Consider the following 22,736-nt stretch of genomic DNA (forward strand, 5'->3'; position numbering starts at 1 on the left):
TAATTTGGGAACAAAGCACACATTTTGATTGTCAAATCCCAAGCTTAAGACGGCTTTAGTTTAATAAAGCCGTTTTATAATCAATGTAATGGAAGTTAATATCTTATTGGATACGCTTCTGTTACATTAAACAGTTGGTTATCACTAAAGAATAATGACATGAAATAGGCTATTTCATCTTTTATCTGGTCGTTTATCGCGGAAATAGGATGAGATGACACTCAAGCAGATGACATTTATTATCTATTGAGGTTTATAAATAAAATTAAATAATTAATGATTTAAAATAACCATTTATCAACAAACATGGAGGTTATAAGTGAATATTATTAATCATACAATCAATCTAGAACCCGCCGATAATCAACCACTTAATAGCTTATGTGGGCCATTTGATGAAAATATTAAGCAACTGGAACGCGGATTAGGCGTTGAAATTAATCATCGTGGTCATCAATTTATTATCATTGGCTCTACCCACCCAGTGACGGCAGCGGCGAAGATTTTAACCGATCTTTATCGATTCACCGTTAATAAAGGGGGGGATCATACGATTACCCCAGAACAGATCCATCTAGCGATCAAGGAAAGTGGTTTAGTTGAACAGATGGAAGCACATATACCGCAATATGGTAAATCAGTGCTGATCAAAACTAAACGTGGTGTCATCAAACCGCGTACCCCGAATCAATCGCAATATATTGCTCATATTCTTGATTATGATATTACGTTTGGCATTGGTCCTGCGGGAACAGGGAAAACTTACTTAGCCGTTGCAGCAGCCGTCGATGCCTTAGAAAAGCAACAAGTTAGACGTATTCTTCTTACCCGCCCAGCGGTTGAGGCTGGCGAAAAATTAGGTTTCCTACCTGGTGATCTTAGTCAAAAAGTCGATCCCTATTTACGACCTTTGTATGATGCTTTGTTTGAAATGTTCGGTTTTGAAAAAGTCGAAAAATTAATTGAGAAGAATATTATTGAAGTAGCGCCTTTAGCTTACATGCGAGGACGCACATTAAATGATGCCTTTATTATTCTGGATGAAAGCCAAAATACCACCATTGAACAGATGAAAATGTTCTTAACTCGTATAGGTTTTAACTCTAAAGCGGTCATTACTGGCGATATTACTCAGATTGATCTACCCAAAAACCAAAAATCAGGCTTACGTCATGCCATTGATGTACTTAGTGAGGTAGACGATATTAGTTTTAATTTCTTCCAAAGCCAAGATGTCGTTAGGCATCCTGTTGTCGCACGTATTGTTAATGCTTATGATAAATGGGAACAAAAAGAGCAATTGCGCAAACAACAATTACAAGAACAACGCAAAGCACCAACCTTAACCGAAAAGGAGGCGGCTACTTTAGAGTAGCGCGTGTTGTATCATTATCAAATTTAAGGTTCCAAAAGTTACAAATAAAAAAGCGAAGCGCGATAAATTCCGCGATCACTCGGCGGAAGCGCACCTTTTTTTACAGCGGGCGTTCATTGCCTTTTTAGGCATAATCATATTAATTATCATTTTGTTGGTGACGCTGACGCATCTGCAAATATCGCGTTATAAATATTACAGTACGCGTTCTAATGAGAATAGGATTAAAGTTATCCCAATTCCGTCTAATCGCGGTATTATTTATGATCGTAATGGGGTACCATTAGCGATCAACAATACCGTTTATCAATTAGAAATTATCCCTGATCGAATTAAAAATCTTGATGAACAGTTAGAAGAATTACAAACTATCGTCGATTTAACCGATGAAGAAATTGATACCTTCCGTAAAGAACGGCGTAATTATCGGGCTTATAGTGCGGTCCCACTTAAAGATAAACTGACTGAGAATCAAATTGCACGCTTTGTGGTTAATCAACATCGCTTTCCTTCAGTTAGCATATCAGGAAAACAGCTTCGCTATTATCCCTATGCCAATACCTTAACGCATGTGATTGGTTATGTCTCTAAAATCAATGATCGGGATAAAGCCAAACTTATTGAGCAAGATAAATTAAATGATTACGTCGGCACCAATAACATTGGGAAACTGGGTATTGAGCGGTACTATGAAGATATCTTACATGGTTTACCTGGTTATCAAGAAGTGGAAGTAAATAGCCGTGGTCGTATCATCCGCCAATTAAGTGAAAGTCAGCCTAAAGTAGGGGAAGATATTTATCTCACTATCGATCTTAAACTACAACAATATATTGAGAAATTATTAAATGGTCGACGTGCGGCGGTAGTTGCGATTAATCCAAATAATGGCGAAGTATTAGCGATGGTATCTAGCCCTAGCTACGATCCTAATTTATTTGTCGGTGGGATATCGGCAAAAGATTATAATCAGTTATTAAACGATCCGAATAAACCACTATTTAATCGTACTATTCAAGGGGCTTATCCGCCCGCTTCCACCGTTAAACCATTTATTGCCGTATCGGCTCTATCGGAAGGCGTAATTACACCAGATACAACAATTAATGATGTTGGCTGGTGGCAATTACCAAACACAGAAAAGCGCTATCGAGATTGGCGTCGTTGGGGACATGGTAAAGTCAACGTAACGCGGTCAATTGAATCTTCGGTCGATACTTTTTATTATCAGATAGCCTATGATTTAGGTATTGATAAATTGTCAAAATGGATGAACGAATTTGGTTATGGTCAAAGAACAGGCATTGATCTGTCGCCGCTAGAAGAAAGCAGTGCCAATATGCCAACCCGTGAATGGAAAGCGCGGCGTTATAAACAACCTTGGTTACAAGGGGATACCATTCCAGTTGGTATTGGACAAGGTTATTGGACGGCCACCCCGCTACAAATGGCCAAAGCCGTCACCATTTTAGTTAACGATGGGCTTATTCATACCCCACATTTGCTACTTAATACGCGCAGTACGCAATATAACCTGCCATTGCCATTAGCGAATAACAAGCTTGATTCCCTAAGTCCATTACTGTTATCCGTTAAACATAAATATTGGGAATATGCTAAAGAAGGGATGTATAAAGTCTTATATGGCTCTAAAGGCACCGCCAGAAAGATCTTTACCGATATGCCTTATGAGGCTGCCGGTAAATCAGGCACCGCTCAAGTTTATGGACTAAAAGCCGATGAGATCTACAACGCCAATAATATTCCTGAACATTTACGCGATCACGCGTTATTTATTGCTTTTGCCCCCTACAAAAAACCGAATATTGCCCTTGCGATTGTGATCGAAAATGGCGGAGGGGGAAGTAGCAATGGCGGTATGATAGCAAGAAGAATATTAGACTATTATGAACTGGGTGATGAAACTACCACTATTGATGATTCAATCTCGAAACTGAAACTAGGTGATTAATGATTAATGAAAATAAATCCTCAATATGGTCTAAATTACATATTGATCCATTACTGTTACTCTTTATTTTACTTTTGTTAGCTTATAGTGCTTTTATTATGTGGAGTGCAAGTGGACAAAATGATGGGATGATGGAACGAAAATTAACCCAAATTGGATTGGGTCTATTGGTTATGCTATGTATGGCACAGCTATCGCCACGCTTTTATGAAAAATGGTCGCCTTACCTGTATATGGTCTGTATTATGTTTTTGGTATTAGTTGATATTACTGGACATACGAGTAAAGGCGCGCAACGCTGGCTAAATCTGGGTTTTATAAAATTTCAACCTTCAGAAATCGCTAAAATTGCCGTCCCGTTAATGGTCGCCCGTTTTATCAATCGTGATGGCTGCCCGCCTTCGTTTAAAAATGTGGTGATCACCTTATTGATTATTGCCCTACCCACATTATTAGTTGCCATGCAACCCGATTTAGGCACCTCAATTTTAGTCGCCGCTTCAGGTATTTTTATTATTTTTCTTGCCGGTATTAGTTGGCGTTTTATCTCGGCGGCTTGCGTTGCCATCGCATCTTTTGTTCCCGTCATGTGGTATTTTCTAATGCATGACTACCAACGTGAGCGAGTACTTACGTTATTTAATCCAGAACGTGACCCGCTGGGTAAAGGTTATCACATTATCCAATCTAAAATTGCTATCGGATCGGGGGGATTATGGGGTAAAGGCTGGTTGGAGGGCACTCAGTCACAACTAGAGTTTCTGCCCGAACGTCATACTGATTTTATTTTTTCAGTGATCGCCGAAGAATTTGGGTTTATCGGTGCCATTATTTTACTCATTTTATTTTTATGCTTGATATCCAGAGGATTAATCATTGCCGCTCAAGCCCAAACCACGTTTGGACGAATTTTAGCTGGCGGCTTAACCCTAATCTTTTTTATCTACGTATTTATTAATATCGGTATGGTTAGTGGCATCTTACCTGTGGTTGGTGTACCATTACCTCTAATTAGTTATGGGGGATCCTCATTGGTCGTACTTATGGCAAGTTTTGGCATTATTATGTCAATTCATACCCATAGACGAATGTTATCAAAAAATATATAGCGATTCATAATGTGATATACATGATTATCTTATTGCATATGACTATTTTATCACTGCTTAATGTAGATTTAATTCATAACGATACTCCCCTAGTATTTAATTTTGGAAGATTTTAGAATGAAAGAAAAACCTTTTTTACCCGCTAAACGTCGTATGTTTAAGCATTGTTCCTTAGCATTATTCACCTTAATCATGCACACCTCAACCGCGATGGCACAGCTGCCTTTCCCTATTCCTGATGCGCCTAAATTAGACGCGGCTGCTTATATTTTAATTGACGCTAAATCAGGGGAAGTTTTAGCGGAATACAATCCTGATGTCAAACGCGACCCAGCCAGTTTAACAAAAATGATGACCAGTTACGTCGTGGGGGAAGCAATAAAAACCAATCGAATTACCGAACACGATATTGTGACCATCAGCAAAGCGGCATGGGCAATGGGCAATCCCACCCTAAAAGGTTCTTCTGTGATGTTTTTAAAACCTGGCGATGAAGTGACCGTATCGGATTTAAATCGTGGGATTATCATCCAATCAGGTAATGATGCGTGTATCGCGATGGCCGAACATATTGCGGGTAGTCAAGATTCCTTTGTTAATTTAATGAATAATTATGTGTCTCAACTTGGCTTAACTAATACCCATTTTGAAACCGTACATGGACTGGATGCACCGGGTCAATTTTCAACAGCTCGTGACATGGCTTTATTAGGTAAGGCACTTATTAATAATTTACCGAACGAGTACAACATTTATAAGGAAAAAGAGTTTACTTATAACAATATTAAACAACGCAATCGAAACGGCTTATTATGGGATACGTCACTCAGCGTTGATGGGATTAAAACGGGTCACACGAATGCTGCTGGTTATAATTTAGTTGCATCTGCATTAGAAGGCAATACTCGTTTAATTTCTGTTGTGTTAGGCGGACAAACCTATAAAGGTCGCGAGGCAGAAAGTAAAAAGTTACTGACATGGGGATTCCGCTTTTTTGAAACTACCGAGCCTGTCAAAGCGAATCAAGCAGTGGTACTTGGCACCATTTGGTATGGCGATAAGCCTAAGGTTAAATTAGGATCATTAACCAATATTGATCTCACCGTTCCGCGTGGACGCACCGCAGATGTAAGCGTGCATTATACGTTTGATGATGTCTATCTATCTGCCCCTATCAAAACAGGCACCAAAGTAGGTAAGTTACAGTTTATGTTAGATGATAAAGTGTTAGCTGAAAAACCATTAGTTACACTTGAAGATATTGATGAGGCAGGTTTTTTCAGTAAAATTTTGCAATATGTCAAACTTAAATTTATTCAATTGATTAATTAATTATTGAATTTACAAAGCAGCAACCGTTATATAAAGAGAATAGTCTTTCTTTATCGCGTATAATGGTTACTGCCTTACAATAACCTTATTTGGATCATTACTTATATTCAGGATCAATGATGAAGACAAAACTTAACGAACTCCTTGAATTTCCTTGCTCTTTTACCTATAAAGTGATGGGAGAAGCCAAACCAGAATTGGTAGACAAAGTGGTTGCGGTGATTAAAAAGCATGCTCCAGGTGACTATACACCATCGATAAAACCGAGTAGCAAAGGCAACTACCATTCGGTATCCATTACCATTAATGCCACACATATTGAACAAGTAGAAACACTTTACAAAGAATTAGGTGAAATTGATATCGTTCGAATGGTGCTTTAACCGCTATTTATCTCATCGATATTAACTGTGTGCCGATTCTAGATAATAATAAGAATCGGCTCAAAAAATTCTCTAATCTTGCCGTTAATGGTTTGCCTTTCTATTTATCATTTTTTAGTTTTACTTTATTAAAGCATAGACGATCAGTTTCCTAAAGCTGATTACAATACAATCACCTAGGTGATTAAATGCTCATTTCTTACGAATCAAAACAGTAATCTGTACCAATATTGCTTAAATAACTTTATTTTTTACTACAAACAGAGGAAATCAGAACCGTTTTACTGTTTTATATGATTTAATTAACTGTTATTTCGTAACAATAAGCACAGAGAATACAAAAATATGAAACATACTATCCATAAAATTCTAAATAATAATGTGATTATTACCCTAAACGAACAAAATCAAGAAATGATTCTTATGGGGCGGGGCATTGGTTTTAAAAAAAATATTGGCGATAACTATGATCCTTTGTTAACGGAAAAGCGTTTTAAAATTAGCGACGAAAATAACGGCTCTACAAATGACAATACCGCTGTAAATATTCCTATTGAAATATTAGCCACCACGGAAAAAATTATTGAATATGTCACCGCACAAGTAACATGTAAATTGGATGATCATCTTTATTTGCAACTAGCTGATCATATTCAGGTTGCGATTATGCGTTTTAAACAAGGCTTAACCATTCCGAATAGCTTTAACTGGGAAATGAAGAAAATTTATCCCAAAGAATACGAGCTAGGGCTTTATGCGTTAACCATCATCAAGCAACGCTTAGGTATTACCTTACCAAGTGATGAAGCGGGGTTAATCACCTTTCATATCATCAATGCCGAACAGAATCGATCGATATCTAAGCTAGTAAATTTAATAAAGATTACCCAACAAATTCTTGATATGATAAAAGACTATTTTAATTTGGATTATAACGAAGATAGCCCCTATTATCAGCGCTTTATTATCCATTTAAAATTTTTTGCTATACGTATTATAAATAATAATCTTATCCTTAATGGTATCGATTTCCCCTATTCCTTGATGAAACAGCAGTATCAACATGCATTTCAATGTACTGAAAATATTGCCACTTTCCTTTTAAACCATTATCAATATCAACTGACCGAAGAAGAAAAACTTTTTTTAACAATCTATATTGAAAGAATTCGTACCGATTTAATAGAACAATGATATCAATCACATTTTTAAAATATAAAATAGGGTTTAATAGATAGCATAAATAAAAGTATGTTAATTTTGCGTTAACACCAGAATGGATTGTTACTGTTACTTAACAGGCAAAACCTAAGTTTGACACGTTGTTGTTGGGCTTAGGTTTTTTTTATCTCTATGTTAGGAATATTAGAATGAAATATGAACAACTTGCTAAACAGATTATTAAATATGTAGGTGGAAAGGAAAATATTCAGTCCCTAGTACATTGTGCAACTCGATTACGTTTTGTATTAAAAGACAACCTAAAAACGCAGGTAGAGGATCTAAAGAAAGTGTCTGGCGTAATTATGGTTGTTGAAAGTGGTGGTCAATTTCAGGTAGTGATTGGTAACCATGTCGCAGATGTATTTGAAACCATTATGAAACTGACCCAATTGGGCAATAATGATAACCAAAATCAAGAACAAAATGTCAACAACACCAATTTGCTTAATCGACTTATCGATATTATCTCCAGTATTTTTACCCCTATAGCAGGTGTTATGGCATCAATTGGGATATTAAAAGGGTTATTATCATTATTGGTAATTGTTGATGTTATCAATACTAGCACGGGAATTTATCGCATTTTAAATGCCACTGCCGACAGTATTTTCTTTTTCTTACCTATTTTTCTGGCTTATACTTCCGCTAAAAAATTCTCAGCCAATCCTTTTATCGTCATGGCTGTTGCGGCCTCATTAATTCACCCAACCATTCAAGAAGTGGTTAACGCCACCATGACCGCTAAAATACAACAATTGCCCTTGCCACCAACTGAGTATTTCTTCTTTATTCCTATCAGTTATATGAATTATGCTTATTCGGTCATTCCTATTATTTTTTCGGCATGGTTAGTGGCAAAGTTACAACATTTCTTTAATCGCATACTACACAGTTCATTTAAGAATATCTTTACGCCATTCTTCTGCTTAATCATTGTCGTTCCTGTTACCTTTTTAATTATCGGACCAGTGACTTTATTCTTATCCGATCTCATTTCAAATGCATTTTTACAGTTATATCAAGCGAGCCCAGCCTTAGCCGGTCTGATTATTGCTGGCGGCTGGCAAATACTTGTCATATTTGGTCTGCACTGGAGTTTTGTACCTATTATGCTCAATAACCTAAGTCCAGCTATGTTAGGTAAGGACTTTATGCTACCCGCGCTAGTACCAACGGTAAGCGCCCAGATTGGGGCAACCATAGCTGTCTCTATGCGAACCAACGATAAAGCGCTAAAATCATTGGGTTATTCTGCCGCATTTACGGCGATATTTGGCATTACTGAACCTGCAGTATATGGCGTTACTTTACCTAAACGACGACCATTTATCATAAGCTGTATTGCGGCAGCGATTGGCGGGGCAGTAGTGAGTTATTATGGTACTGCGACCTACTCATTTGGTTTAGCGAATATCTTTACTATTGCTCAGTCCATTCCACCAACAGGGATAGATAGTACTATTTTTGGCTTATTATTAGGGATTATTGCTTCGTTTATCATCGCTTTTGTGGTTACTTTCTTTTTTGGTCAACCTAAATCGGACACCGCACCACAAACAACGCAAGAAACAGAACACCCCGTAACAGACTTATCCACTGCAACGTTATCAAGTCCAATGCAAGGACGCCTTATTCCACTTTCTAAGGTGAATGATATAACATTTAAGAATGAATTGATCGGCAAAGGGGCGGCGATTATCCCTAATCGTGGCGAAGTGGTTGCCCCCGCTGATGCCACCGTGATCTCATTATTTCAGACAAAACACGCGATTGGTTTATTAACGGCTGATAATATTGAATTACTTATTCATGTTGGATTTGATACAGTTAAATTAAAAGGAAAACATTTTATCGCCCACGTTAGAGAAGGACAACATGTCAAACAAGGAGAAAGATTACTCAGTTTTGATATACAGGCGATCGAGCAGGCTGGATTTGAATTGACGACACCAATTGTTGTCACCAATAGCGATCACTTTAAACAGATAACAAGTGTAACTAAAACAGATATTACTATTAGTGATTCACTCTTATTATTAACAAAATAGATTTAATTAGGATTAGGAGAATAGCATGAATTTACAGTTTCCTCAGCACTTTCTATGGGGTGGCGCCATTGCCGCTAACCAAGTTGAAGGCGCATATCGCCAGGATGGAAAAGGGTTATCCAGTTCAGATGTTCAACCACATGGTATTTTTGGTGAGATCATTGATAGAGATGTCGAAACCATAACCAGTATTAAGGATAAAGCCATTGATTTTTATCATCGATATCCTGAAGATATCGCTTTATTTGCCGAGATGGGCTTTAATTGTCTGCGCGTATCCATTGCTTGGACACGTATTTTTCCTAATGGCGATGAGCCGCAACCTAATGAGGCAGGGCTCGCTTTTTATGATACGTTATTTGATGAGATGGCAAAGTATCATATTACCCCGCTTGTCACCCTATCGCATTATGAAATGCCGTACCATTTAATCAAACATTATGGCGGGTGGGGGAATCGACAATTAATTGAATTTTTTAACCGTTATGCCAAAGTCGTATTTGAACGTTATCAACATAAAGTAAAATATTGGCTGACCTTTAATGAAATTAATATGTCTTTACATGAACCATTTACTGGAGTTGGTTTAGCCAGAGAGAGTAGTAAACAGGCTATCTATCAAGCTATCCATCATCAATTGGTCGCTAGCAGCAAAGCGGTTAAAGCTTGTCATGAAATCATTCCTGATGCCAAAATTGGTAACATGTTACTTGGCGCCTTAACTTATCCATTAACACCAAAACCAGATGATGTGCTGGCAACCTTACAAGAAAATCATACTTGGCTATGGTTTGGCGATGTTCAGGCTAGAGGTGAATATCCTGGTTATATGAAACGCTTTTTTAAAGAAAACAATATACAGTTAACGATAACGGAAGATGATCGCCAATCACTAAACACGACCGTCGATTTTATTTCATTTAGCTATTATATGAGTGCCTGCGCAACCGCCGAAGATAAAGATAAGTTAAAAGGTAATATTCTAGATATGGTCCCTAATCCTTATCTGAAATCATCAGAATGGGGCTGGCAAATCGATCCTAAAGGCATTCGAATCTTACTTAATCTATTACATGAACGTTATCAAAAACCATTATTTATTGTTGAAAATGGGTTAGGCGCTATCGATAAAATTGATGAGAATGGTCATATTAATGATGATTACCGTATCCAATATTTACATGATCACTTAGTCCAAGTTGGAGAGGCCATCGCTGACGGGGTCGATGTCATGGGATATACCAGTTGGGGTCCTATTGATTTGATCAGCGCCTCTAAAGCAGAAATTACTAAACGTTATGGGTTTATCTATGTCGATTTAAATCAGGATGGTTCAGGGACCTTAAAACGTATCAAGAAAAAAAGCTTCTCTTGGTATCAATCCGTTATTAAAACAAATGGGCAACACCTTAACCGTAAGGTGTAAAGCAGATGGCGGCATGACTAAATCGACAAGTCCGATGGATTTAGTTAATGGATATAGATAATGATTGATTAACTCTTTATTCATCGGCGGAGAATAAATCGGTTATGCAATAGCAGAGATAGCACTTTAACCGATAAGGGGAATAAGTTGCACGATCTGTTTTATGGGTAATAAAGAATACGTATGTTGCTGAACGCTTAGCTAACTTAATGACCATCATCTTAAGGATAAAAATGATGCTTTATATATTACCCAGCATTACCGAAAACAAATTGAACAGATCATAATTAACAGTAAATTTATCATTTCTATAAATAACAAAAATGAGGTTTATATGCAATTTTTATTAAAATCAATGGCAACAGTAATTGCTTTTATTATGTCGATAAGCCAAGTACTTGCCGCTGATGTGACATTGTATGTAACAAGACATGGAAAAACCATGTTTAATACAGCACAGCGTGTACAAGGTTGGTCAGACACCCCGTTAACCCAACCCGGTATTGACGTGGCGGAACAACTTGGTCGAGGGTTAAAAGGGATCGATTTTATTTCAGCTTATTCCAGTGATTTAGGCCGTGCTCGTGAAACGGCTAGAGTGGTATTAGCGGCGAAAGGTGATCAACTGAATATTATTGAAATGCCAGGTTTACGTGAAACATGTTTCGGTGATTTTGAAGGTGATTTAGATCCTAATATGTGGAATCCAGCAGCGAATTACTTAGGTTATCCAACTGATAAAGCACTGATGCAAGCCTTTGCCGATAGAAAAATTGGCTTAGATAAAATGCTTGATGCAATTAAAGCGGTGGAAAAATCAGGGCAAGCTGAAAATTACGCCACGGTTCGCGACCGTATGTTAACCAGCCTAAGAACGATTGCGAAACAAGCGCAAGCACAAGGTGGCGGTAATGTATTGGTGGTATCCCATGGTTTGGCGATCTTATCCATGATTAATGAATTGGTTGATGAGCCATTACCGCCAGGTCTGCATAACGCCAGTATCACTAAAATTCGTTATACCGATGAGGATAAATTTATTGTCGAAACCATCAATGACACCAGTTATATTGATAAAGGTAAACTTGAGCAGTAAACACATTCATCGCAGTATATAAAAGAGCCGGCTCAAATCCGGCTCTTTTATTATAATAATGATTACGCTTTATTATACGCTTGATTATGTACCCCAACTGCGGCACGCCCAGAAGGATCATCTAAGTGCTTAAAGGCTTCATCCCATTCAATCGCTTTGGCGGATGAACAGGCAACCGATGGTCCGCCTGGCACGCATTCTACGGCACTTGGTAGTGGGAATAACTCTTCGAATATTTCACGATACATATACGCTTCTTTTGACGTTGGCGTATTATATGGGAAACGGAAATGCGCGTTTGCCAATTGTTGATCAGTGACTTTTTCTGCGGCTATTTCTTTTAAGGTATCAATCCAGCTATAACCCACCCCATCAGAAAACTGCTCTTTTTGGCGCCATACTACGCTCGCTGGGAGGTAAGACTCAAACGCTTCACGTACAATCTGTTTTTCTATCTTACCGTTAGCACCACACATTTTATCTTTTGGATTTAAACGCATTGCCACATCAAGGAAAGATTTATCTAAGAAAGGTACACGCGCTTCCACACCCCATGCTGACATCGCTTTATTCGCCCGCGCACAATCGTACATATGTAAAGCGGCTAATTTACGTACTGTTTCTTCATGAAACTCTTTGGCATTCGGTGCTTTATGAAAATAAAGATAACCACCAAAAACTTCGTCTGCCCCTTCACCAGAAAGAACCATTTTAATCCCCATAGCTTTAATTTTACGCGCCATTAAATACATTGGGGTTGAGGCACGAATTGTTGTAACATCGTACGTTTCAATAAAGTAGATAACGTCACGAATCGCATCAATGCCTTCTTGTACCGTGAAATTGATTTCATGATGGACGGTACCCAAATGATTAGCCACCTCTTGTGCCGCTTTTAGGTCTGGTGCCCCCTTTAAGCCAACCGCAAAAGAGTGTAATTGAGGCCACCATGCTTCGGTTTTTTCATGATCTTCGACGCGACGTCCCGCATATTTTTTAGTAATCGCAGAAATGACGGAAGAATCCAAACCGCCAGATAATAAGACCCCATAAGGTACATCTGACATGAGATGACTTTTTACGGAATCTTCTAACGCAACACGTAATTGATTAATATCTGTTTTATTATCTTTAACGTTATCGTATTCCATCCAATCACGTTGATAATAGCGTTTTATTTCACCATCGGTACTTGATAAATAGCTGCCAGCAGGGAATTCCGTTAAGGTTTTACAAGCGGGAACCAATGCTTTCATTTCGGAAGCAACGTAAAAATTACCTTCGCCATCATGTCCCATATATAGCGGGATAATTCCAATATGATCACGACCAATTAAATAGGTATTCTTGTTGATATCATAAAGAATAAAGGCAAACATACCTTGTAGATCATCGAGGAAATCAACGCCTTTTTCTTGATAAAGCGCTAAGATAACTTCACAATCAGATCCCGTCTGAAACTCATATTTATCTTTATATTGTTCCCGAATTTGTTGATGATTATAGATTTCACCATTAACCGCGAGTACCAGTGTCTTATCTTTATTATAAAGCGGTTGCGCACCGGTATTAACGTCCACGATCGATAAACGTTCATGGGCCAAAATAGCATGATCAGATGCAAAAACACCAGACCAGTCAGGACCACGATGACGTAATAAACTAGAAAGTTCAAGCGCCTTAGTTCGTAGTGCCGCTGGGTCTGATTTAATATCAAGTATACCAAGAATAGAGCACATGGGTTTCTCCGTTAAGTCTTTTTCATTGTAGATAGCGTTGGATAACGTTCTATTTTCATCTATCTTATTATTTATATTCATTTCAGCAAAATTAGGGAAAATTTTTCATCTAATTTTGCTGATAGGTTTAATTAGGGTTAATTTGATACCGCTTCACGCGCGTTTATATAAGCTAATGCTTGTTCAATACGTTTTAAACTACGGGTTTGGCCAATTGCAAATACGGTCGCATCCACTGAAGGCGATTGTCCTATACCAGTCACAGCTACTCGTAATGGCATTCCTACTTTGCCCATACCAACAGCAAGTTCATCCGCTGTAGCTTGGATTGCGGTATGAATATTTTCCACCGTCCAGTCTAGATCACTTATTGCCGCTAATTTATCACGAATACGTTCCAGTGCCTCACGAGCTACAGGACGTAAATGTTTTTTTGCCGCCTCTTGATCAAATTCGCTAAAATCTTGATAGCAATATCGGCAACTCTCCGCCATCTCCTTTAAGGTCTTACAGCGTTCACCAAAAAGTTTAACAATAGTGATTAAGTCAGGACCCTGTTCTAAATCATAATGGTGTTGCTGCATATGCCACATTAAATGTTGTGCGACATAATCAGCATCACTATGCATAATATAGTGATGATTTAACCATAATAACTTTTCAGTATTAAACGCACTCGCCGATTTATTAATTGCGTCTAAACTAAAGTAGTTGATCATCTCTGTAAGAGAGAAGATTTCCTGATCGCCGTGTGACCAACCTAAACGAACTAAGTAATTAAGTAAGGCTTCAGGTAGATATCCATCATCACGGTATTGCATAACACTCACCGCGCCATGTCGTTTAGATAGTTTCTGCCCATCATCTCCTAAAATCATAGAAACATGCGCATACTGCGGTACTGGCGCTCCTAATGCTGTTAAGATATTAATTTGACGCGGTGTATTATTAATATGGTCTTCGCCTCGTATCACGTGGGTAATTTCCATATCCCAATCATCTATTACGACACAGAAATTATAAGTCGGTGAACCATCTGTGCGACGGATAATTAGATCATCTAACTCTTTATTGGCAATTTCAATTGGACCACGGATAAGATCATTAAAAATCACTGCCCCATCTTGGGGATTAGCAAAACGGACTACGTGTGGCTCTGCGGCGGTATGGGCGTTTTGCACTGCGTCACAGCGACAATGACCATCATAGCGTGTTTTTTCGCCGCGTGCCATTTGCGCTTCACGCATGGCGTCTAAACGTTCTTTAGAACAGTAGCAACGATAAGCTGTCCCTTGTTCTAACATCGTATCAATCACCTGATTATAACGTTCAAAACGTTTCGTTTGATAGAATGGTCCCTCATCCCAAGCAAGATCTAACCAATTCATACCATCCATGATCGCTTCTATCGCTTCTGGTGTCGAACGTTCTAAATCGGTATCCTCAATACGTAATACAAAGCTACCTTGTGCATGCCGCGCATATAACCACGAATATAATGCTGTCCTTGCCCCACCTACGTGTAAATACCCCGTCGGACTTGGTGCAAAACGTGTCTTGACTTTCATCTAATTATCCCAATACTCTTTTTAACCAATAACAAAATATTGTAGCACGATCAAACAATTGAGCAATACAAAAACCATGAGCGATCGTCATAAACATTTGATAAAACAAACCATTGTAAATTAACTAATCAATCGTAATCGTACACAGCATTTTTTTGATTAATGATAGCAATAAACCGTGATATTCACCGATAGCAATAAGCGTAATAGGCAATATAATAGAGGTACGATGCGTGATTAATCCTGCCAACACACTTCACGCCATTTTCGAACACTATTAATAAAGATAATTTTATCTGCACGTTTAACATCACCACGAGTTAATATAGCAGGTTTAATTTTTTGTTGTGCTAGCCACTCGCTACGTAGAGTACCTGGTAATAATCCACAGTGAATCTCTGGCGTTAGCCATTCGCCATTAATGATCAATACGACGTTGCCATTAACAAATTCGGTAATTTCATCACGCTCATTAAAAAGTAGATATTCCCGATTTAAGGTTGCGGCTGGATAGTATTCACGCCGTGTGGTCTTATGGTATAGGAAAGGATTTTGACTATTCACCGGTTTATCAGCAAATGAGGCAAATAGGGGCTGGTTATCTAAAGGCGCAATAGGTTCTACGTTTAATGTGAGTTGCCCATCGCTTGCTAGCAATACGCGTACTTTATACGTGCCTTTGTTGTACTGCTGAGCACAGTTATGTAATTGCTGTTGTAATGTTGATGATGAATAACTGAAATCAAAATAGTCAGCCGACTGGGCTAAACGCGATAAGTGCCTATTTAAGAGAAAATAGTCGCCCTCTTCTAACAATAAACTTTCCAATAGCTGATGCGATCGTGGCGATTGATATAAAATCTGTGCTTTATTAATAATTTCTTGATATTCATCCTTTGCCGTAGAATCCCATGTGATCCCTCCCCCTACGCCGTATTGTGCCTGCCCACACTGTTTATCAAGGGTTAATGTACGTATAGCCACATTAAATATCGCTTGATCATCGGGGGTTATCATCCCAATCGCCCCACAATATACACCTCGAGCCTCCCCTTCTAACTCAGCGATAAGAGCCATGGTACTTTGCTTTGGCGCGCCAGTAATCGATCCGCAAGGGAATAAAGCAGTGAAGAGTTGGGTCATAGAGATAGATTGAGGTAGTTGTGCAGAAACAGTCGATGTCATTTGCCAAACCGTAGGATAACGTTCACTGGCAAATAACTGCTCAACCTTAACCGTCCCCGTTTTTGCAATTTGATTGAGATCATTACGTAATAAATCAACAATCATCATATTTTCAGCCTGATTTTTTTCACTAAACAGGTGTTGTCGTTGGACTTCATCATCCGCTAAAGTTAATCCTCTGGCCGCAGTCCCTTTCATCGGTTTAGTGACAATACGTCCTTGTTGATAATGAAAGAATAATTCTGGTGATGCCGATAGGATGACTTTATCCCCCAAATCTAAATAAGCACTATAATCTGCCCGCTGAGCTTGCAATAGATGTAAATAGAGGGCATAAGGGTCATGATCAAAATAACCATTTAAGCGAATCGTATAATTAGTTTGGTAAGTATTGCCTTCTGCTATCTGCTTTTTAATGGTCTCAATCGCTTGTTGATAGTGTTGATGATTAACATTTGCTTGCCAATTTATAGGGTATCTATCAGCATTAGGAGAATGCGGAAAAGTGGTGGCGGGCTGTTTAAAAATCCCAAACCAGATCAAAGGCCAGTTATTTGGTGCCGCCGTCATAAAATGAGGATTAAAAGCAGAGGCCGCTTCATAAGCGACATAACCTACCGCGTAATATCCCTCTGCTACTGCTTGTTCAACTTGTTGCAAACACGATAGCACTTCATTCAGTGAATCCGTAGTAATAATAGTGATGGGATCAGTGAAGTATGTGGGTTGTCCTAAAAAATCTAAACGCAGTATCATAATCAAGACTCAGGTAATAGTTGATAATGAGATAAAAATTGTTTTAACAAGGTTAACCCCTGTTCAGTCAAAATGGCTTCAGGGTGAAACTGTACCCCTTCTATTGGCCATGTTTTATGTCGAATTGCCATAATTAGTCCATCATCGGTGGTGGCAGAAATCGTCAAACAATCAGGTAAATTCTGTTTATCAATCAGTAGCGAATGGTAACGAACTACCGATAAAGGCTGAGGAAGTTGCTGGAATAAGCTTTGATTATCATGGTAAATGGTGGCTAATTTTCCATGTACAGGGGCGGCGGCTTTAGTAATGGTAGCGCCAAAATAATGACCAATCGCCTGATGTCCTAGGCAAACGCCAAGAATAGGCACTTTACCGGCAAAATGCGCAATCGCAGCTAAACTAAGACCAGCATTGATGGGTGAACTCGGCCCTGGAGAGATAATTACTGCTTGAGGCTTAAGTTGTTTAAGATCGGCTAAACTCAGCGCATCATTTTTAATCACCTCTACCTGACAACCCAGTTGCTGAAAATAATCGACTAAATTGTAAGTAAATGAATCATAATTATCGATAACAAGTAGCATAAGACAATATATAATATAGGATAATCGCAAAGAATAATTAACCGCTGATCCACTCAGCGGTTAAAAGAATGACTCAACGTAATACCGTTTACCGTTGGGCTAATATATCTTGGCAAGCGGGTTTGCGCGCAAACTGTTTTTCGGCAAAAGAGCAAAGCGGAACAATTTTACGCCCTTCTTGTCGCATTTTCTCCACAACCAGATCAAATAATCGATCGGCAATGCCTTGTCCGCGATAATTAATATTAACATAAGTATGGTCGATAATCGCTAAATCGTTACCCTGCCTTTGGAATGTCATTTCGGCAATGTCTTGTTCGCCTTGGGCTCCAGGCACATAAAAACGATTTTCCTCTTCTAAATACTCCATTATAAAACTCCTTTTTTGTTTATCACTAATGGCTATCGTAGCGCGATTTTAAGCAAAAATATAGTTGTAATAGTTGATTATATTGGTAGGTATGATCGGAAGATAAGTATAATTAACCCTATTCGTATCAGTAAAAGTTTATTGATAAATGTTTTTAATCGTTTGCATTTAAATATCACTATTTTAAAGGGTAAACCACTATCTAATCTATCTGTACCCTTGAAGAGTGGTAATAACAAAGGCAACAGACTAGTAAACATCAAATAACCAATTAGACTGATTATCGTAAAAAAACCGGCTACTATTACCGGTTTTTTAATTAAATTAACAAGTGATAACGATTAATAGAGACGTTTGGCCGTATTATATAAATCTTTATTAAATGGTCGTTTCATATTTTCAATGGCATCAATAATGTCATGATGGACCATTTTCTCATTTTGTATACCTACACAGCGACCGCCAAAGCCTTTCATCAAGAGATCAACCGCATATTCCCCCATACGAGAGGCCAATATACGATCATAAGGTACAGGACTCCCCCCGCGTTGAATATGACCTAAAATGGTTGCTCGGGTTTCATGTTTTACGGCATCTTCAATTTCTTGTGCTAATAAATTGACATCACAGATGTGTTCAGTAATCGCCACAATCGCATGTTTTTTACCTTTCGCAAAACCTTGTTTAATCTCACGAATCAATTCATTACGATTAAATTCTACTTCAGGAATTACGATAAATTCACAACCGCCAGCGATAGCAGCCGCTAAGGTTAAATCACCACAATAACGCCCCATGACTTCAATAACAGAGATACGTTGGTGTGAAGACGACGTATCACGTAATCGGTCCACTGCTTCGACCACGGTATTGAGTGCGGTAAAAAAACCGATCGTATAATCTGTCCCAGCGACATCATTATCGATAGTCCCTGGAAGACCAATACATGGAAAACCTTCCTCAGTAAGACGCTTTGCGCCCATGTAAGAGCCGTCGCCACCAATAACCACTAAGGCATCAATTTCATGCTTTTTTAAATTATCGATAGCCTTTAAACGGATAGCTTGTTCTTTAAATTCAGGGAATCGTGCCGACCCTAAAAAAGTACCACCCCGATTAATCATATCAGATACGCTATAGCGATTTAGGCGTTCAATTTTATCTTCATATAATCCTAGATAGCCATCGCGGACACCATATACTTCTAATCCTTCACTTAACGCAGTACGAACCACACCGCGAATCGCAGCATTCATGCCTGGCGCATCGCCACCACTCGTTAATACAGCAATTTTTTTTATCATAGATGCCTCTGTTTAAAATTATAATTTACACATCATTATAGAGACTTCAAGCAACGGCGACAATCAATCATTGTTGCTTTTTAATACTATTTTTATGCTAAGTTAATTTAATCATTATAAAACACTAAAAGAATAATTTAACTAATTATATTGTTATTTAACCACGTAAAAAACATTATCATGATGAGCAAGTATTTATGGTGATTTAAGGCAATATGTTAGGTGGACTGATTTCACTTTTTATTGATAGCTCATGAGCCACCACCGAACAGGGGTCTTGATGAATAATAATATCTGAATTGGGGAAAGCCTGTGCTAATGTTGCTTCGACCTGATCCGCAATACTATGTGCGTCAATTAAAGGTAAATTATCGGGTAGCTCAAGGTGTAACTGAATGAATTTGGTTTTACCTGATTGGCGAGTCCGAATACCATGAACGCCGTGTACATGAGGAGATTGACAAACAATATCATGGATTTGCTTAATTTCTTCATCTGGTAAGGCTTTATCTAACAGTGACTGAATCGCATTATAAGCAATTTGAAATGCACTATATAAAATATATAAACTAATTAGAAAAGCAAAAATGCCATCGGCATAAATTAAGCCATTCCAACTAAGTAATAATGCGATTAACACAGCGATATTCATCAATAAATCCGATTTATAATGCAACATATCCGCTTGAATAGCCTGACTGCCAGTATGGCGAATCACATACTGTTGATAACTATTTAATGCAAAGGTAAAAACAATCGAAACAATACTAATAGAGATACCGGCAATGGGAAAGTGCAACGGTTCGGGACTAATGAAACTTTTCACACTATTTAATAATAAAAATACCGCAGAGCCGGCAATAAAAGCACTTTGCGCTAACGCAGCCAATGGCTCAGCTTTACCATGCCCGAACGTGTGGCCTCGATCAGCGGGTTGAAGGGCATAACGAAGAATAATTAAATTGGCGCCAGAAGCGAGTAAATCGATACTAGAATCGAATAGTGATGCTAATATTGTCATTGAATTGGTCAACCACCAAGCAACCAATTTGATGATTAACAAAAAGATCGCGGAAATTACCGCAAATATTGTTGCGCGTTTAACTAATTTATCGTAATTCATGTTTATACCTATAATAATGGCGTTAGTTCTGTCATTTGCTATCGACATTAACCTCATTATCACCTAGCAATTTTGTTAATACATCTGTCTAAATATACGTTATTATAACGCATTTATGTCTTGCTTGTTGTCAAAGCAAATAAATTGAACAACAAAGATAGCGTTAAAATCTATCCATTAAGAGGTCTATTTTGTGTTAAACATTGTGCTTTTTGAACCTGAAATTCCACCCAATACGGGTAATATCATTCGTTTATGTGCCAATACTGGATTTAAACTTCATATTATTGAACCGATGGGGTTTTCATTGGATGACAAACGGTTAAGACGCGCTGGTCTCGATTATCATGAATTTGCCAATTTACAGCGTTATCAAAATATAGACGATTTTTTGCTCCGTAATCAACTTAGTTTAGAAAATGCCCATCGACAAGCTAATCAACCCACACTTTATGCGTTAACAACAAAAGGTCGACTACCGCATAGCTCGGTCGCTTATAAAGCAGGTGATTTCTTGCTATTTGGTCCTGAAACCCGTGGCTTACCAATGTCCATTCTAGACAATTTACCGATGAATCAAAAAATTCGGATTCCAATGGTGGAAAATAGCCGCAGTATGAACCTTTCAAATTCAGTATCGGTTGTGGTTTATGAAGCATGGCGTCAACTCGATTATCTTGGTGCTTATTTACCAGAATAAATTTATTCTTACGATAAATGAAACGCTAAAATGATGGTACGGGGACGAGTTCATATTGGCTGAGTCTCTCCCGTTACCACCAGTGTAAAGCAATAAGTAGCACCATAACCTTTTGTTATCAGCGAATAGGGAATTGATTATACTTGCTTATCTAGTAAGTATTATGTGACATTATACGTCATCCATATTTCCTGAATGATTTTATTTAATACGTTAAAAGCAGCCAGATTAAACTAACTAATCACCCGTTTTACCCCATAATAAAAAAATTAACTTATGGGGTAAATTAAGCTAAAACAAAAATAAAGACATTTACGATGATAAAAGTCGATCAATTATCGGCTTATCTTTTTCTTGAAAAACGACTTCTAATTGATGCTGCCCCGCGTCTTGCCAATCGTAAATAGCCGTATTCAAAATATCTAAATAAATTTTTAAATCATCTTCAGGTAGTTGAGGAATAACATCATGGACGATAACAATCTTCTCCTCACGAATCCAATCAAAATCATTTAGGCAGTCTTCTAACGCATTCCAATTAAAACCAAAATAGCCAGGAAACCACAATAAATAGTAAAGCGATGTTAATAGTTGTTCGGTATTATTGATGGCTGGATCGATTCTGGCAAAAAAAACTTCACCCGTATTATAACTAGCACGACCATTAATAAATGTGAAGGCTAAGTGATTATCTAACATGATATTACTCCTACTTTATTCTAATAAACGTTTCATAGTGGTCACTGGTATAATATATATCGCGTCCCTGACCAACAATAATTCGTTGAGGTCCTGGACCAGAAAAATCTGGCGTCGGATGAACATATTCTCGATAATAGCCAAGCTCCCTCTTTGGTAGTGGAGTCTGCTTACTAGTTCGATGAGGTCTATTTTTGAAAACCGAACCATCATTTCTATGTGGATATTTACCACCTTTTTGGATTCGGTCAAGGGTAGGTTTCAAATCTATCGTACGTTTAAAACTACGTCCAGTTTTAATATCCTTGATAATTGCATTATCGATAAATCGGATAGGATATTTGGGCTTGCTAGAACGAACGACAGGACGAGCGACATTGGCATTTACCCTATCGTTTTGTTGTTCTTTCGTCTGCGAATCACTCGACGCGTTATGCTGAAGTTCTTTAGCGGTTACACTTTTTATACTGCTTTCAAAAACAAAAAAACCACAGCATGAGATAGCAATAAGTAAAACCATCCCCAAATAGATATGTGCTTTTTTTAACCGTTTTATCATTATTTTCCCCCCTATTTATTCATCGCTTAAACTTAATTAATTCATCTAAATTTTCCTTAAATTATTTCTTATCATTTAATCCAGATAACCATTTGCTAAAACCTTCATACACTAATCTGTGTCAACAAATATGGTATCATTCTACATAAAACAATATCAATTTTAGGCTTACAGGTATACC

At 38.0% G+C, this 22,736-nt stretch carries 19 protein-coding genes; 10 read left to right on the forward strand and 9 right to left on the reverse strand.

Going from position 1 to position 22,736, the window contains the following annotated elements; translation table 11 throughout:
- Positions 1 to 319: 319 nt before the first annotated feature.
- From O970_RS06670 to O970_RS06710, 9 genes are all read left to right on the forward strand, one after another.
- A complete protein-coding gene (locus O970_RS06670) occupies positions 320 to 1,375 on the forward strand; it encodes a PhoH family protein (protein ID WP_024496346.1) in 1,056 nt (351 codons plus the stop codon).
- A 16-nt stretch (positions 1,376 to 1,391) separates the two neighbouring features.
- Positions 1,392 to 3,347, forward strand: a complete 1,956-nt coding sequence (gene mrdA, locus O970_RS06675) for a peptidoglycan DD-transpeptidase MrdA (protein ID WP_036562908.1) — start codon at positions 1,392 to 1,394, stop codon at positions 3,345 to 3,347.
- Entirely contained in the window at positions 3,347 to 4,456 is a 1,110-nt protein-coding gene (gene mrdB, locus O970_RS06680; RefSeq protein ID WP_036562910.1) for a peptidoglycan glycosyltransferase MrdB, read from the forward strand. Before mrdA ends, mrdB begins: the two co-directional genes overlap by 1 nt.
- Before the next feature lie 117 nt (positions 4,457 to 4,573).
- The gene (locus O970_RS06685) at positions 4,574 to 5,788 is read left to right on the forward strand and encodes a serine hydrolase (protein WP_024496349.1); all 1,215 of its coding nucleotides are present in this window, start codon (positions 4,574 to 4,576) and stop codon (positions 5,786 to 5,788) included.
- Between the two features lie 119 nt (positions 5,789 to 5,907).
- Complete coding sequence (gene ybeD, locus O970_RS06690) at positions 5,908 to 6,171, forward strand: DUF493 family protein YbeD (protein WP_024496350.1); 264 nt, start codon at positions 5,908 to 5,910, stop codon at positions 6,169 to 6,171.
- A gap of 345 nt (positions 6,172 to 6,516) precedes the next feature.
- Positions 6,517 to 7,365 carry a BglG family transcription antiterminator LicT gene (gene licT, locus O970_RS06695; RefSeq protein WP_024496351.1) on the forward strand — a complete coding sequence of 283 codons (849 nt, stop codon included), beginning with the start codon at positions 6,517 to 6,519 and terminating at the stop codon, positions 7,363 to 7,365.
- Between the two features lie 176 nt (positions 7,366 to 7,541).
- A complete protein-coding gene (locus O970_RS06700) occupies positions 7,542 to 9,443 on the forward strand; it encodes a beta-glucoside-specific PTS transporter subunit IIABC (protein ID WP_024496352.1) in 1,902 nt (633 codons plus the stop codon).
- A 25-nt stretch (positions 9,444 to 9,468) separates the two neighbouring features.
- A complete protein-coding gene (locus O970_RS06705) occupies positions 9,469 to 10,869 on the forward strand; it encodes a glycoside hydrolase family 1 protein (RefSeq protein WP_024496353.1) in 1,401 nt (466 codons plus the stop codon).
- Between the two features lie 334 nt (positions 10,870 to 11,203).
- On the forward strand, positions 11,204 to 11,965 hold the full coding sequence (locus tag O970_RS06710) for a histidine phosphatase family protein (protein WP_024496354.1): 762 nt from the start codon (positions 11,204 to 11,206) through the stop codon (positions 11,963 to 11,965).
- Between the two features lie 62 nt (positions 11,966 to 12,027).
- Here O970_RS06710 and asnB read toward each other — a convergent pair whose 3' ends face one another.
- The 7 genes from asnB to O970_RS06745 form a co-directional block, all read right to left on the reverse strand.
- Positions 12,028 to 13,704, reverse strand: coding sequence for an asparagine synthase B (gene asnB, locus O970_RS06715; protein WP_024496355.1), 1,677 nt, complete (start codon positions 13,702 to 13,704; stop codon positions 12,028 to 12,030).
- A gap of 137 nt (positions 13,705 to 13,841) precedes the next feature.
- The gene (gene gltX, locus O970_RS06720; RefSeq protein ID WP_024496356.1) at positions 13,842 to 15,272 is read right to left on the reverse strand and encodes a glutamate--tRNA ligase; all 1,431 of its coding nucleotides are present in this window, start codon (positions 15,270 to 15,272) and stop codon (positions 13,842 to 13,844) included.
- Positions 15,273 to 15,509: 237 nt separating this feature from the next.
- Positions 15,510 to 17,213, reverse strand: a complete 1,704-nt coding sequence (gene pabB, locus O970_RS06725; RefSeq protein WP_024496357.1) for an aminodeoxychorismate synthase component I — start codon at positions 17,211 to 17,213, stop codon at positions 15,510 to 15,512.
- Positions 17,214 to 17,215: 2 nt separating this feature from the next.
- On the reverse strand, positions 17,216 to 17,800 hold the full coding sequence (locus O970_RS06730; protein WP_024496358.1) for an anthranilate synthase component II: 585 nt from the start codon (positions 17,798 to 17,800) through the stop codon (positions 17,216 to 17,218).
- Positions 17,801 to 17,888: 88 nt separating this feature from the next.
- Complete coding sequence (locus O970_RS06735; RefSeq protein WP_024496359.1) at positions 17,889 to 18,170, reverse strand: GNAT family N-acetyltransferase; 282 nt, start codon at positions 18,168 to 18,170, stop codon at positions 17,889 to 17,891.
- Between the two features lie 341 nt (positions 18,171 to 18,511).
- Complete coding sequence (pfkA, locus tag O970_RS06740) at positions 18,512 to 19,474, reverse strand: 6-phosphofructokinase (RefSeq protein ID WP_024496360.1); 963 nt, start codon at positions 19,472 to 19,474, stop codon at positions 18,512 to 18,514.
- 205 nt (positions 19,475 to 19,679) lie between these two features.
- Positions 19,680 to 20,603 carry a cation diffusion facilitator family transporter gene (locus tag O970_RS06745; RefSeq protein ID WP_024496361.1) on the reverse strand — a complete coding sequence of 308 codons (924 nt, stop codon included), beginning with the start codon at positions 20,601 to 20,603 and terminating at the stop codon, positions 19,680 to 19,682.
- Positions 20,604 to 20,790: 187 nt separating this feature from the next.
- Between O970_RS06745 and trmL the strand changes: the two genes are divergently transcribed.
- The gene (trmL, locus tag O970_RS06750; RefSeq protein WP_024496362.1) at positions 20,791 to 21,297 is read left to right on the forward strand and encodes a tRNA (uridine(34)/cytosine(34)/5-carboxymethylaminomethyluridine(34)-2'-O)-methyltransferase TrmL; all 507 of its coding nucleotides are present in this window, start codon (positions 20,791 to 20,793) and stop codon (positions 21,295 to 21,297) included.
- Positions 21,298 to 21,609: 312 nt separating this feature from the next.
- Here trmL and O970_RS06755 read toward each other — a convergent pair whose 3' ends face one another.
- Together O970_RS06755 and O970_RS06760 are read right to left on the reverse strand one after the other, a co-directional pair.
- Positions 21,610 to 21,996: a barstar family protein gene (locus O970_RS06755; RefSeq protein WP_024496363.1), complete on the reverse strand. Its 387-nt coding sequence runs from the start codon at positions 21,994 to 21,996 to the stop codon at positions 21,610 to 21,612.
- A 10-nt stretch (positions 21,997 to 22,006) separates the two neighbouring features.
- Positions 22,007 to 22,555 carry a guanyl-specific ribonuclease gene (locus O970_RS06760; protein WP_024496364.1) on the reverse strand — a complete coding sequence of 183 codons (549 nt, stop codon included), beginning with the start codon at positions 22,553 to 22,555 and terminating at the stop codon, positions 22,007 to 22,009.
- Positions 22,556 to 22,736 lie beyond the last annotated feature (181 nt).

The organism is Candidatus Schmidhempelia bombi str. Bimp (genome assembly GCF_000471645.3).
Lineage (GTDB): Bacteria > Pseudomonadota > Gammaproteobacteria > Enterobacterales > Orbaceae > Utexia > Utexia bombi.

Coding starts and splice junctions, on each gene's coding strand:
- mrdB (WP_036562910.1), top strand. CDS start 3,347: ATGATTAATGAAAATAAATCCTCAATATGGTCTAAATTACATATTGAT.
- O970_RS06685 (WP_024496349.1), top strand. CDS start 4,574: ATGAAAGAAAAACCTTTTTTACCCGCTAAACGTCGTATGTTTAAGCAT.
- ybeD (WP_024496350.1), top strand. CDS start 5,908: ATGAAGACAAAACTTAACGAACTCCTTGAATTTCCTTGCTCTTTTACC.
- licT (WP_024496351.1), top strand. CDS start 6,517: ATGAAACATACTATCCATAAAATTCTAAATAATAATGTGATTATTACC.
- O970_RS06700 (WP_024496352.1), top strand. CDS start 7,542: ATGAAATATGAACAACTTGCTAAACAGATTATTAAATATGTAGGTGGA.
- O970_RS06705 (WP_024496353.1), top strand. CDS start 9,469: ATGAATTTACAGTTTCCTCAGCACTTTCTATGGGGTGGCGCCATTGCC.
- O970_RS06710 (WP_024496354.1), top strand. CDS start 11,204: ATGCAATTTTTATTAAAATCAATGGCAACAGTAATTGCTTTTATTATG.
- asnB (WP_024496355.1), bottom strand. CDS start 13,704: ATGTGCTCTATTCTTGGTATACTTGATATTAAATCAGACCCAGCGGCA.
- gltX (WP_024496356.1), bottom strand. CDS start 15,272: ATGAAAGTCAAGACACGTTTTGCACCAAGTCCGACGGGGTATTTACAC.
- pabB (WP_024496357.1), bottom strand. CDS start 17,213: ATGATACTGCGTTTAGATTTTTTAGGACAACCCACATACTTCACTGAT.
- O970_RS06730 (WP_024496358.1), bottom strand. CDS start 17,800: ATGCTACTTGTTATCGATAATTATGATTCATTTACTTACAATTTAGTC.
- O970_RS06735 (WP_024496359.1), bottom strand. CDS start 18,170: ATGGAGTATTTAGAAGAGGAAAATCGTTTTTATGTGCCTGGAGCCCAA.
- pfkA (WP_024496360.1), bottom strand. CDS start 19,474: ATGATAAAAAAAATTGCTGTATTAACGAGTGGTGGCGATGCGCCAGGC.
- O970_RS06755 (WP_024496363.1), bottom strand. CDS start 21,996: ATGTTAGATAATCACTTAGCCTTCACATTTATTAATGGTCGTGCTAGT.
- O970_RS06760 (WP_024496364.1), bottom strand. CDS start 22,555: ATGATAAAACGGTTAAAAAAAGCACATATCTATTTGGGGATGGTTTTA.